This is a genomic window from Rhizobium vallis, assembly GCF_003985155.1.
GTDB lineage: Bacteria > Pseudomonadota > Alphaproteobacteria > Rhizobiales > Rhizobiaceae > Rhizobium > Rhizobium vallis.
Genome location: NZ_ML133686.1, coordinates 790,314 through 802,948, shown reverse-complemented (window position 1 = coordinate 802,948; position 12,635 = coordinate 790,314). Strand labels below are relative to the sequence as shown.

13 protein-coding genes are annotated in these 12,635 nt (G+C 61.6%); 8 read left to right on the top strand and 5 right to left on the bottom strand.

Annotation, left to right across the window (positions count from 1 at the left end; translation table 11 throughout):
* The first annotated feature begins 73 nt into the window (after window positions 1–73).
* Window positions 74–316 (top strand): hypothetical protein, encoded by a 243-nt coding sequence (locus tag EFQ99_RS03945; protein WP_126919334.1) that lies wholly within the window; start codon window positions 74–76, stop codon window positions 314–316.
* Window positions 317–342: 26 nt separating this feature from the next.
* Here the strand turns inward: EFQ99_RS03945 and EFQ99_RS03940 are convergent, their stop codons facing one another.
* On the bottom strand, window positions 343–2,187 hold the full coding sequence (locus EFQ99_RS03940; protein WP_126919333.1) for a hypothetical protein: 1,845 nt from the start codon (window positions 2,185–2,187) through the stop codon (window positions 343–345).
* A gap of 160 nt (window positions 2,188–2,347) precedes the next feature.
* On the opposite strand from EFQ99_RS03940, the gene EFQ99_RS03935 reads away from it, so the two are divergent.
* Entirely contained in the window at window positions 2,348–3,355 is a 1,008-nt protein-coding gene (locus EFQ99_RS03935; protein ID WP_126919332.1) for a glycosyltransferase, read from the top strand.
* Window positions 3,352–3,729: a GtrA family protein gene (locus EFQ99_RS03930; RefSeq protein WP_126919331.1), complete on the top strand. Its 378-nt coding sequence runs from the start codon at window positions 3,352–3,354 to the stop codon at window positions 3,727–3,729. Before EFQ99_RS03935 ends, EFQ99_RS03930 begins: the two co-directional genes overlap by 4 nt.
* On the opposite strand, the gene EFQ99_RS03925 is transcribed toward EFQ99_RS03930, so the two are convergent.
* Window positions 3,730–4,716, bottom strand: a complete 987-nt coding sequence (locus EFQ99_RS03925) for a Gfo/Idh/MocA family protein (RefSeq protein WP_126919330.1) — start codon at window positions 4,714–4,716, stop codon at window positions 3,730–3,732.
* 237 nt (window positions 4,717–4,953) lie between these two features.
* On the opposite strand from EFQ99_RS03925, the gene EFQ99_RS03920 reads away from it, so the two are divergent.
* Entirely contained in the window at window positions 4,954–5,901 is a 948-nt protein-coding gene (locus EFQ99_RS03920; RefSeq protein ID WP_126919329.1) for an aldo/keto reductase, read from the top strand.
* 14 nt (window positions 5,902–5,915) lie between these two features.
* On the top strand, window positions 5,916–6,359 hold the full coding sequence (locus EFQ99_RS03915; RefSeq protein WP_126919328.1) for a GNAT family N-acetyltransferase: 444 nt from the start codon (window positions 5,916–5,918) through the stop codon (window positions 6,357–6,359).
* A gap of 8 nt (window positions 6,360–6,367) precedes the next feature.
* Here EFQ99_RS03915 and EFQ99_RS03910 read toward each other — a convergent pair whose 3' ends face one another.
* Window positions 6,368–6,985 carry a hypothetical protein gene (locus EFQ99_RS03910; protein WP_126919327.1) on the bottom strand — a complete coding sequence of 206 codons (618 nt, stop codon included), beginning with the start codon at window positions 6,983–6,985 and terminating at the stop codon, window positions 6,368–6,370.
* Window positions 6,986–7,130: 145 nt separating this feature from the next.
* Between EFQ99_RS03910 and EFQ99_RS03905 the strand changes: the two genes are divergently transcribed.
* The gene (locus EFQ99_RS03905; RefSeq protein WP_126919326.1) at window positions 7,131–7,628 is read left to right on the top strand and encodes a YciE/YciF ferroxidase family protein; all 498 of its coding nucleotides are present in this window, start codon (window positions 7,131–7,133) and stop codon (window positions 7,626–7,628) included.
* Window positions 7,629–7,661: 33 nt separating this feature from the next.
* On the opposite strand, the gene EFQ99_RS03900 is transcribed toward EFQ99_RS03905, so the two are convergent.
* The gene (locus EFQ99_RS03900; protein ID WP_126919325.1) at window positions 7,662–8,570 is read right to left on the bottom strand and encodes a LysR family transcriptional regulator; all 909 of its coding nucleotides are present in this window, start codon (window positions 8,568–8,570) and stop codon (window positions 7,662–7,664) included.
* Window positions 8,571–8,697: 127 nt separating this feature from the next.
* On the opposite strand from EFQ99_RS03900, the gene EFQ99_RS03895 reads away from it, so the two are divergent.
* Window positions 8,698–9,693: an aldo/keto reductase gene (locus EFQ99_RS03895; RefSeq protein WP_126919324.1), complete on the top strand. Its 996-nt coding sequence runs from the start codon at window positions 8,698–8,700 to the stop codon at window positions 9,691–9,693.
* Between the two features lie 91 nt (window positions 9,694–9,784).
* Entirely contained in the window at window positions 9,785–10,144 is a 360-nt protein-coding gene (locus EFQ99_RS03890) for a nuclear transport factor 2 family protein (protein ID WP_126919323.1), read from the top strand.
* Between the two features lie 56 nt (window positions 10,145–10,200).
* Here the strand turns inward: EFQ99_RS03890 and pheT are convergent, their stop codons facing one another.
* A complete protein-coding gene (gene pheT, locus EFQ99_RS03885) occupies window positions 10,201–12,624 on the bottom strand; it encodes a phenylalanine--tRNA ligase subunit beta (protein WP_126919322.1) in 2,424 nt (807 codons plus the stop codon).
* Between the last annotated feature and the right edge of the window lie 11 nt (window positions 12,625–12,635).

The window sequence follows — 12,635 nt, the reverse complement described above, 5'->3', positions numbered from 1 at the left end:
ATGATGGCCGGTAAATCTTTGTTAGTTGGCGCTTCCTATGCTTCCCCTCGTTCTCTTCGGGAAGGGTGCTGAAATGATTATTCTTACGGCAGCAGCATTGGGCATCAGCGCCGGGCAAATGCGTTCGGCCGCCGCGATCGCGTTGATCGCCGCGCTGATCGGGATGACTTTCGCGCTGGCGGCAATATGCTCGCCTGGACCGGTGTCACTTCTGGCGCTCGTTTACGCCATCCTGGGCTACAATGGCGGCCTTATTCTCTTCGTCCTCGGGCTCTATGCCAGCGCGCGTCTTCGCGCATTGCGCGTTTCTCAATAACGAACCCGTCGTGAAAATTGCCGGCGTCAATTCGCCGCCGGCCGATAGCGAAAGAATTGTACGCCTGCATCCGCCGCTTTCGGAAGCGGCTCCAGATAGGGCGGAATATTCCCCTTACCGAGTTGCGCATAAAGACCATCCGGCTTCAGCTTGGCGAGCTGGCGCGTCTGCGGATCATCCCGGCAGAAGGCAAGCGTCGTGACACCCGCGCCCTTCAGAAAGGCTTCCGCCTCCTGCGGCTCCGCCATACCGATATGCAGTTCCGTCAGCATGCCGCCCTGATTGCGGTGATAAGGTGCGGAGAGAACCCGGTTCGGCGTGAAGCGGAGAATCGAGACGCCCATTTCCGAGGGTGCTGAGACCAGTCCAACAGGAAGGCCGTCAAGCGGCGCCAGCGCCTGTTTCGATGAACAGGAATGCTCCTTTGCCGGTTCGGCCGGCTTTTTCTGCACGTCATTTTCCATCTGCAGCGAGAGAAGTCCGCCGCCGACCGCCCAGGCCGCAGGAACGCTTGCAAGCACCGTCACCACATAGACGAAGGCAGCGGCGACATTCTCACTGTCGCTGTTGGAGATGCGCCTGATATCGATGATCAACAGGGCAAGCGGCAGGATGGAGAGCAGGTTCGAGAAGGTTGACCCGCGCACCTGGACCAGTGCGATCGCCCAGCTGATGGCGAGCAGCAGAAACAGGATCAGATGGATCTGAATGCGGTCGCGCTTGATGATGCGGAAGATGCAGACAGCGATCCCGAACAGGCCAGCCGCATAGAAAGCGCCGATATCGAAGGGTTCGGTGCGCACCAGGGCGAAAATCGACTTCGCTTCGGAAATGTTTCTCAACCAGAGTTCGACCAGCATCGGATCGAGACTGGCCAGCGGATCGCTCAGGCATTGCGGCGCGATCACCATTGCCGAACCGAGAACACCGGCACCGACGACGGCCAGTGCCGCAAAACGCATGGGGCGGGTGAGCCGGCTCGCAAAAACCGCGGAAAACAGGAGAAGCCCGCCGCCGATTGCTGCCAGGCTATAATAACCGAGCGAGAGATTATCACAGGTGACCATCGAATAGAGCCGCGGTGGCACCGTCGCGAAGAAGAGAATGCTGATCGCAATCGCCAGAGCCAGCCCGAAGAACTGGGCGGCGACGGCGAAATCTTCGCCCTCCCATGCCCAGAGCAGGGCAACCGTCAGACAAACGGCGGCGACGAAGGGCGTCGTTTCGGCACCGATGGCGATGGCGACGGCCGCGGCGATGCCGGCAACCGCATAGCTCCAGCCGCGGCGCTGGGGATCCAGCAGCATCGCCGTCATCGTCGCCACCAACGCCAGTTGCGCGTTGTGATGATCGATGGCGCCCGGTGCAAAACGATTTCCGGTGTAGATCGCAAGCCCGGTCAGGAAGAGGCTGATATGCATGCCGGCGATATCGCCGATACGTCGGCCGGCAACGGCCATCGCAAGCATCGCGGGCAGGATGAGCGATACGGGCCAGACGGCGAGCGCCAGCGCCTCGGCCGTCTCACGGGGCGCAAACAGGCCGAAAAACCAGATCAGCGAGGCGATCGGCAGGTCGATCAGCCGTGACCAGTGCATCATCGTGCCGCCGTCGAGGCCGAGGCGGTACTGCATCAGATCGAACCAACCCTGCCCGGCGAGAAAATCGCGGACCTCGACGAGACGCATTCCATCATCATTGTCCGGGCCGACGTAATCGGTGGCGCTGGAAAGCCTTGTGACGATGATGATGGCGGCGAGAACAATGCTGTAGGTGATGACCATCGGCCACAAACGTGTCAGCAGTCCGCGTATTCCGCCCCGGGGGGCGTCCGTCGCGGATGCAATGGCGATCGGCTGCACAGCGTTCATCTTGGTTAGCGGTCCGTTTCCAGATGGCCGAACCTTAGCCGTTGCCGATCAAGAAAGTGTAAAGCGGCTCGCGGCGGCCACCGATTTTGCCTGCGTCATAGGGTCTTATTAACGCCGAGTGGTTTAGGCTCGGCACGGCTTTTGTGTAACGAGTAAAGTCATGGCCCGATCGCGTACCGATAATCTTGATATAGCCGTCCTCCTTCCCTGCTATAATGAGGCGGCGACAATCGGCTCCGTGGTGCGGGGTTTCCGGGCGACGCTGCCGGATGCCGCGATCCACGTCTACGACAATAACTCCACTGACGGGACCGCATTGCAGGCGATGCTTGCCGGGGCGCATGTCGTGCGCGAGCGGCGCCAGGGCAAGGGTCACGTCGTGCGCCGCATGTTTGCCGACATCGAGGCCGACATCTACATCATCGCCGATGGCGACGGGACCTATGCGCCCGCCGATGCCGAGGAACTGGTGCGCACGCTTCTGACGGAGCGCGCCGACATGGTGGTCGGCACACGCCGTGGCGTGCATGCCGATGCCGGCCGTCAGGGTCACGCGCTCGGCAACCGGCTTTTCAACGTGCTCTACCGGACGATTTTCGGCCCTGATTTCACCGACATCTTTTCCGGCTACCGCGCCTTTTCGCGCCGCTTCGTCAAGAGTTTCCCGGCTGTATCAGGCGGCTTCGAGATCGAAACCGAAATGTCCGTGCATGCCTCCCGGCTGAAGCTGCCGGTCAGCGAGTTGGAACTCGACTATGGCCGCCGGCCGGAAGGCTCGCATTCCAAACTTTCGACTTTTCGCGACGGCGGCAAGATCCTCTGGATGTTCGCGATGCTGATGAAGGAAACGCGGCCCTTCGCCTTCTTCAGCACGATCAGCGCCGCCTTCATGCTGGCAAGCCTCGGATTCATGGCGCCGGTGCTGGCGGAATATTTCCAGACCGGCCTCGTCAGCCGCATGCCGACCTGGGTGCTGTCGATGGCGCTGATGATGATCTCCTTCATGCTGTTTACCGCGGGCGTCATCCTCGATTCCGTCGCGCGCGCCCGCGCCGAGCAACTGCGCATCCACTATATGAGCCTGGAGACGCCGAGCGCCGCAAAACCGCCGGTCGGCGAAATAGCGCCAGCACCCCGCGCTGGCCGCGGCAAGGCGGATGCGGCATGAAGAAGCTCGTCCACTTCGCGATCGCCGGCGGCATTGGCTTCGTCATCGATGCCGGCATCCTGTCGGCGCTGCTGGCGCTGACGCCGCTCGGCCCTTTCCTGGCGCGGCTCATCGCAATCGCCTTCGCGATGGCGGCGACCTGGGCTTTCAACCGGAGCTTCACCTTCGATCGCTCCGGCCGTTCGCTTGCCGCCGAAGGTTTCCGCTACGGCTCGGTCGGGGTAACGGCAGCGCTCGTCAATTACGGGCTCTATTCCGCCCTTCTGCTGTCGCTGCCTGCACTTCAGCCGCTTGCGGCCATGGTGATCGCTACCCTCGCCTCGATGCTCCTCAGTTTCTTCGGCTATTCGCGCTTCGTCTTCCGTGCAGGGTGATCAAACCGCTTCCCAGCCGTCCTTGTCGCTGGCGCGGTAGATCGCGTCGATCACCTTCTGGTTCAGCTTCGAATTTTCGAGCGTGACGATCTCTTCCTTGCCGTTCTTCACCGCCCTGGCGAAGGCCTCGACCTCACGCCGGTACTGGCGGCTGTCCTGGAAGCGGAAGATGCGCGATTCATTGTGGCTGCGGTCGGCAAGCTCGATCTCTTCGGGTCCCCAGCGATTGGCGTTGAACGGCGACTTGACCTCGATGTAGCCGTCGGTGCCGTGGAAGACCATGATCTGGCGGTTGGCCATCTGCGTGGAGATATAGAAGCTCAGCTCGAAATCGCCGAAATCGGCCTTGACGCTCGAATAGACATCCGTGCCGAAATCCGGATCGCGCTCGGTGATCGCCTGGATCCGGAGCGGTTCCTTACCGGTGGAAAAACGGGTGCTCATGACGGGATAGACGCCGATATCGGGAAGGCCGCCGCCGCCGAGCTCGGGAACGTTGCGCATGTTGGCGGGGTCGCGGTTGAAATAGGTAAAGGCGCCCTGGACATGCCGGAGCGAACCGATCGCGCCCTCGTCGATCAGCGCGCGCACCTTCTGCCAGACCGGTGAGTAGGTGACCATATAGGCTTCGGTGACCACGACCCCGTTGCGGTCCCGGGCGGCGATCACGGCGTCGATCTCGGCAGCCTTCAACGCCAGCGGCTTCTCGCAGAGCACGTGCTTGCCGGCATCTGCCGCTTTGATCGACCACTCGATATGCTGCGAGGTGGGCAGCGGGATATAGACGGCGTCGATGGTGTCGGAGGCCAGCATCTCCTCATAGGAGCCGAAGGCGTGTGGCACGGAGAAGCGGTCGGCCATCTCCCTTGCACGCGCGAGGTCGCGGCTGGCGATCGCGGAGACGACGCAGTTCTCCGCATCCTGGATTGCTGGAACGACATTGTCGCGGCCGATCTTCGCCGTTGAAATGATACCGAAACGCAACATGATCCAATCTCCCAAAGCTGATGTCCGCGAACCATATTCAGGCCTCCCCTGCGGCGCAATGGCGCAAGCTGAAATCACGGAAACTTGGCTTCCCTCCTGTCCGGATCGCGCTAGGTTACGCTGAAATGATCAGAGCACGATGTCGTCCGAAACCACTCACACTTTTCGGCATCATGCTGCGGGACGGCGTTCTCCCGTATCCGCGATTTCACATAAACAGCGATTTTGGAGAGCCTCATGGAAACGCGTCGGCTTGGAAAAACAGGTCTTTCGGTCGCGCCGATCGTCATCGGCGGCAATGTCTTCGGCTGGACGGCCGATGAGAAAACATCCTTCGCCATTCTCGACGCCTTCTTCGATGCGGGGCTGAACACGATCGACACGGCTGATGTCTATTCGGCGTGGGTTCCCGGCAACAAGGGCGGCGATTCCGAGGAGATCATCGGGCGTTGGCTGAAACAGGCGAGAGTTTCCCGCGACAAGGCTGTGATCGTCACCAAGGTCGGCTCGGACATGGGACAGGGAAAGACGCTGAAAGAGAGCTATATCCTGAAGGCAATCGAGGATTCGCTCAGCCGGCTACAGACCGACTATATCGACCTCTATCTCTCGCACTGGCCGGACGCCGATACGCCGCACGAGGAAACGCTCGGCGCCTTTGCCAAGCTGAAGCAGCAGGGCAAGATCCGCGCGATCGGTTGCTCGAATTACGATGCAAAGCTGCTCCAGGCCTCATTCGGCGCCGCCGACAAGGCTGGCCTGCCGCGTTACGACGTACTGCAGCCGGAATATAATCTCTACGAACGCACCAGCTTCGAGGGGCCGCTCGCCGAACTCTGCGTCAGGGAAGACGTCGGCGTCATCACCTATTTCAGCCTCGCAGCCGGTTTCCTCACAGGCAAATACCGCAGCAAGGCCGATACCCAAGGCCGCGCACGCGAGGGCCGCGTCTCGCAATATCTCGACGACAAGGGCCTGCGCATTCTCGCCGCGCTCGACAAGGTTTCGGCTGAAACCGGCGCGAAGCCCGCAGAAATCTCGCTTGCCTGGCTGCTGCGCAAGCGGGGCGTGACGGCGCCGATTGCCAGCGCCACCAGCCTTTCACAGCTTGAAAGCCTGGTGAAATCAGCGACACTTTCGCTTTCTGAGGAAGCGATGACGCTGCTCGACGAAGCCGGCGCCTGAAAAGAGAAGAGCCCATGACCGTGACGATACGCGATGCCCGCCCCGAGGACGAAACCCGCTGGCGCGAACTCTGGGCTGCCTATCTCGCCTTTTACGAGGTCACGGTCGATGCCGATATCACCGATCAGACATGGCGCCGGGTCTTCGATCCGGCGTCGGCGATCGCCATGCGTATCGCCGATGTCGATGGCAGGGTGATGGGCTTTGCGCTCTACCTCACGCATGAGGGCACATGGATCCGCGGCAAGGACTGCTATCTCGAAGACCTCTTCGTCGATCCGGATGCACGCGGGAAAGGCATCGGACGGGCGTTGATTGACGACCTCGTCGCCCTCGGCAAGGCGAAGGGCTGGTCGCGGCTCTACTGGCATACGAGCGAAGACAACAAGACGGCCCGGGCGCTCTACGACAGCTATGTCGAAAGCGACGGCCATATCCGCTACCGCATCAGCTTTTGAGCACCGCATCAGTTCCTGAGCGGGGGAAAGCCCTCGTAGAAAGCAGCGTGGTCGCCTTCCCAGTTCGCCATGCCGGGCTTGGTGAGGATGCCGCGCGGACTTACATAACTCTGGATCACCCGCTTCGGCCGTTCATGCCACTGGATATTGAAGGCCCAGAGCTTCGGGAAGAAGCAGAGAGAGGCATAAGGCAGGTGGTCGTGAATCCACCAGGCGAGCCGCTGCCAATCGCTTTCGTCGCTGTAGCGGTCGACCATCCACGGTACGGCAATACAGACCGCAGCGCCCATGCAGCCGTCAAAGTCCCTCATATCCCAGATGTGATGCGCCGCGGTGGCGGCATTGGTCGAACAGTTCAGATTGTTCTCGTTGCCGAACCTGTTCACCCCAGGCGAACGATAACCGGAGCGGATATGCAGACGCCCGAACGTCGCTTCCAGCGGCTCCAGCAACTCCTCGCAGAGCCTCCTACCCGCCTCGATTGCCAGATCGGGATCCTCGGGGATATTGGGAATGCCGTAGAAATCGGCGATTTCGGAATGCAGGAAATCGCGCAGGAAGAAGTTTTGCGACAGCCGCACGCGGCCAAGATCCTCCAGCCCCTTCATCGAACCCGGCTTTCGCATGATGTCACCCTCCGCATCGGCGGCGGGATCATCGCCCCGAGCGCATTTCCCGTCCACCCGAAATCGATCGGGAACAATTTGGGCAATCTTCACTTCTTACAGTGTCGCCGCATTCGCGGCCGTTCCCAGAACAAGGATCGAGAAAATGGCCAAGGAAAAGACGTTGGAAGATCTCTTCTACGACACGCTGAAGGACATCTATTTTGCCGAACGGCAGATTTTGCGCGCCCTGCCGAAAATGGCGCGTGCGGCGCAATCCCCCGAACTGAAGGCGGGTTTCGAGAAGCATCGCGAGCAGACCGAAGGCCAAGTCGAGCGCCTGCAACAGGTTTTCGACAAGATCGGCAAACGCGCTCAGGGCAAGACCTGTGAAGCGATCCAGGGCATCATCGCCGAGGGCGAGGAAATCATGGATGAATTCAAGGGTACGCCGGCGCTGGATGCCGGCCTGATCTCGGCTGCCCAGGCCGTCGAGCATTATGAAATCGCCCGCTACGGCACGCTGAAGACCTGGGCCGCGACGCTCGGCCTCAAGGACGTCGTCGGCCTGCTTGACCAGACGCTGCAGGAGGAGACGGCGACCGACAAGATCCTCTCCCAACTTGCCACCACAGCCGCGAACCAGAAGGCAAAGGCTGCCTGACGCAATGATGGGAACGGGCGGCTGTCCCAGTGTTTACCGGCCGCCCGTTTCCCTCTCGGCATATCTGAAAAAATCGATGAAGGCGCGCAGCGCCGGCCGCATCTGCCGCCGGGTCGGATAGTAAAGAAACGGCCCGGGATAGGGCGCGCACCAATCCTCCAGCACCCGCACAAGCCTGCCAGCCGCCAGTTCGGTATGCACCCGCATGTCGAACAGATAGGCAAGGCCCGCGCCGTTCAGCGCCGCAAGCAGAGCCAGGCGATCCTCGCTGACAACAAGCGGCCCATCGACCGAGACGATCAATTCCTGCCCGTCCTTTTCGAATTCCCAGCGATAGATCGAGCCGTTGGTGAAACGCCGTTTGATGCAGCGATGGCGGACCAGATCGCGCGGATGTTCCGGTTTCGGATAGCGTTCGAAATATTCCGGCGATGCGGCGATGACGGTCGTCAGGTTGGGCGATATCCTGACCGCGATCATGTCGGCCTCCAGGCTCTCCTCCAGCCGGATCCCGGCATCGAACCCCTCCTTGACGATATCGGTGAAGCCATCCTCGTTGGCAATCTCCAGGGTGATATCGGGATAGAGGTTGAGAAAGTCGCCAAGCCGCGGGGCGAGCAGGATATCGGAGGCAAAGCGCGGCGCGGTGATGCGCAGGTTGCCGGCGGGCTTGCTGCGCGTATCACGGACGGCTTCAAGCGCAATGCCGATTTCCTCGAGTGCGGGACGCAGTCTTTCGAGAAGCAGGCGGCCCTCCTCGGTCGGCGCGACGCTGCGGGTGGTGCGCGCCAGAAGCCGCACCCCCAGACTGTCCTCCAGGCTCGAGATCGCATGGCTGACCGCTGACGGTGCGACGAGGAGTTCCTTCGCCGCCGCCCGAAAGCTGCGATGTTCCGAAACGGCGGCGAGCACGGCGAGTTGCGAGAGCTGAGTTCTGTTCATTGATCGAAATTATAGAACAGCTTGTTAGAAATTGCATGTATTTTCTGATTGATGTCGCAGCGGTATGGTCTCTCCGTACCGCAACGATCCCTCACGCGGTTCCGTTCAGCTCAAAAAGGAGCGCAACATGGAAATCCGAAAACTCGGAAATGATCTCACCGTCTCTGCCGTCGGCCTTGGCTGCATGGGCATGAGCTTTGCCTATGGCGCCAGCGACGAGGCAGAATCGATCAGGACCCTGCATCGCGCCATCGATCTCGGCGTCACCTTCTTCGACACGGCCGAAGTCTACGGTCCCTTCACCAACGAGGTTCTTCTCGGAAGAGCGCTGAAGCCGTTCCGCGACCGTGTGGTGATCGCTACCAAGTTCGGCTTCGAGATCGATACCAGCCGGAATGGTGCCGCCGCCATCGCCGGCGTCAACAGCCGCCCCGAGCATGTGCGAGAAGTGGCCGAGGCTTCGCTGAAGCGTCTCGGCGTCGAGACCATCGACCTCCTCTACCAGCATCGCGTCGATCCCGAGGTGCCGATCGAGGAGACAGTCGGCGTCATGGCCGAACTGGTCAGAGAAGGCAAGGTCCGCGCCCTCGGCCTTTCGGAAGCCGGCAGCGCCACCATTCGCCGCGCGCATGCGGTCCATCCGATCGCGGCGCTCCAGAGCGAGTATTCGCTGTGGACGCGCGATCCCGAAGAGGATGTGCTTGCCACCTGCCGCGAACTCGGCATCGGCTTCGTGCCCTACAGCCCGCTCGGCCGCGGTTTCCTGACTGGGGCGATCCGCAAGGTTGAGGATCTCGGTGCCGATGACTTCCGCCGACAGGTGCCCCGGTTCCAGGCCGAGAATTTCGATGCCAACGCGGCCCTCGTCGCGACGCTCGAAACGCTTGCCGCCAAGAAGGGCGTGACGGCCGCACAGCTGGCGCTGGCCTGGGTGCTGGGCCAGGGCGACGACATCGTGCCGATCCCCGGCGCCCGCAAGCTTCATCATCTCGAACAAAACGCCGCCGCAGCCGATATCACGCTGAGCGCTGCGGAACTCGCGCAGCTTAGCGAGGCGATCCCCGCCACGCTGGTGGCCGGCAAACGCTATTCGGATGCTTCGCTTGCAATGACGAACCTTTGAGACAGGAAAGCCCGGCCGGTTACACTCGGCCGGGCTTGCCTTCGCGCGCGGCGAAACTATTTAAACTCATCCCAAGCTACGGGATGAAAACATGTCGGACAGGCAGGCAGTCGAACAGACGGTTCATCTCTATGTCGAAGGCATGGCCTTCGGCAACGAGGCAGCCTTGAAAAAGGCCTTTCACCCGAAAAGCTCGATCATCGGCTATTACCAGAATGCCGTCGAGTGGTTGACGCGGGACGAATTCATCGCCGCGATCCTGTCCGAGGAGCCTGCGCCGCCCGGCACGCAGCCCTATATGGACATCCAGAGCGTCGATGTCGAAGGCGATGCGGCAAGCGTCAAGGTCACCGACGATTTTGCCGGAATGCGCTTTACCGATTATCTCTCGCTCTTGAAGATCGACGGCCGCTGGACGATCGTCAGCAAGCTCTACCATCTGCATCTGTGAAAAGACCGGCCGCTTTTCGCGACCGGCCCGTTATATCTAGCGAAGGCGGATGGAGCTCAGCTTCTGAGGATGCCGCCGGTGAATTTCGTGACACTGGCGACGATCTTCTGCGTCAGCGCCTCGAAATCCTCATCCGTCAGCGTGCGTTCGACTGGCTGGATCTGCACCTCGATCGCCACCGACTTCTTGCCTTCACCAACCGATGCACCTTCGAAGATGTCGAAGACATTGACGCCGGTGATGAGCTTGCGATCGGCGCCTGTCGCCGCCTTGATGATGGCGCCGGATTCCACTGCCTTGTCGACGACGAAGGCGAAGTCGCGCCGGACCACCTGGAAAGGCGACAATTCCAGCGCCGGCTTGGTGCGCGTCGCCTTGCGCTTGGCTTCGGGCATGGCGTCGACATAGACCTCGAAGCCGCACAGCGCGCCGGAGACATCGAGCGCTTCCAGCGTCAGCGGATGGAACTCGCCGAAATAGCCGAGCACGACCTTCGGCCCCATCTTGATCGTGCCGGAGCGGCCGGGATGATACCATTCCGGTCCACCCTGCTCGATCTGGATATTGCCCATCGGCAGACCGCAGGCCTCGATGACGGCGATCGCGTCAGCCTTGGCGTCGAAGACGTCGACCGGCTTGCCGCCGCCCCGGGCGGCGTTCGACCAGGCGCGACCGGCGCCGGCTAGCGATGCCGTGCCGCGGCGGATGCCGCCGGCGACGCGGCGCTGACCGTCCGGCCTGTCGTTCTCATAGGTGCCGGAAACCTCGAACAGGGCGACGTCGGCGTAACCCTTGTCGGCATTGCGCTGGGCTGCGGTCAGCAGGCCCGGCAGCAGCGACGGGCGCATATCCGACATTTCGGCGGCGATCGGATTGGCAAGCTTGAGGGCGGGCGAACCGCCGCCGAAAAGCTTGGCGTGGTCTTCCGGAATGAAGGACCAGGTGACGGCCTCGAGCATGCCGCGCGCGGCGAGCGCCCGTTTGGCAAGGCGGGTGCGAATCTGCAGCGTCGTCAGGATCTTGCCGTTGACGGCCCCATGACTTTCGAGGGGCGCCGGCTTGATATTGTCGACGCCATGGATACGCATGACTTCCTCGACGAGATCGGCCTTGCCATCGACATCAGGACGCCAGGAGGGAACGGCAACGGAGACACGCTCGCCGGAACCGGAGACCGTGAAGCCGAGGCGCGTCAGAATCGTGTCGCTTTCCTCATTCGAAACGTCGAGGCCCGTCAGCCGCTTGACCTCGGAATAGGGGAAATCGACGATCTTCGGTTCGTAACCCTTGTAGCCGACGACCTCGGCCCTGGCAGCCTTGCCGCCGCAGAGTTCCAGCACCAGTTCCGTCGTGCGTTCGAGACCGGGAACCATATATTCCGGATCAACGCCGCGTTCGAAGCGGTAGCGGGCATCGGTGATGATGCCGAGACTGCGACCTGACTTGGCGATGTTCATCGGATCCCAGAGAGCGGATTCGATCAACACGTCGACGGTGTTTTCGTCACAGCCGGAATGTTCGCCGCCCATGATGCCGCCGATCGATTCAATGCCGTCCTCGTCGGCGATGACGACGTTGTTCGGACCGAGCTTATATTCGCGCTGGTCGAGCGCCAGCACGGTTTCGCCTTCGGCGGCACGGCGGACGGTCAGGTTCCCCTTGACCTTGGCAGCGTCGAAGACGTGCATCGGCCGGCCCTGATCGAAGGTCATGTAGTTGGTGATATCGACCAGCGCATTGATAGGACGCAGGCCAATGGCGAGAAGCCGCTGCTGCATCCAGCGCGGGCTCGGGCCGTTTTTGACGCCGCGCACAAGCCGTAGACTGAAGCCCGGGCAGAGCTTGGGATCGTCGAGATCGAGCGTCAGCTTCACCGGCGTCTCGCCTTCGACGGCGAAAGACGGCGTAGGCCGTGTCTTCAGCCTACCGAGGCCGGAGGCGGCGAGATCGCGGGCGATGCCGTGGATCGAGGTGCAGTCCGGACGGTTCGGCGTCAGGTTGATCTCGATGACGGGATCGTCGAGATGAGCGTACGCGGCATAACTTTGCCCGACCGGCGCATCATCCGGAAGGTCGATGATGCCGTCGTGACTGTCTGAGATCTGCAGCTCCTTTTCGGAGCACATCATGCCGCGGCTTTCGACCCCGCGAATATTGCCGACGGCAAGCGTCACGTCGATGCCGGGAACATAGGTTCCGGGTGCCGCAAAGGCGCCGACGAGGCCGGCGCGCGCATTCGGGGCGCCGCAGACGACCTGGACCGGCGCACCGGCACCGGTATCGACCGTCAGTACCTTCAGGCGATCGGCCTGGGGATGTTTTTCCGCCGAAATGACTTTGGCGATGACGAAAGGCTTGAACGCGGCCTTGTCGTCGACATCCTCCACCTCCAGCCCGATCTCGGTGAGGCGTGTGCAGATTTCATCGAGCGTGGCATCCGTTTCCAGATGTTCTTTCAGCCAGGAGAGCGTGAATTTCATCGTTCCAATTC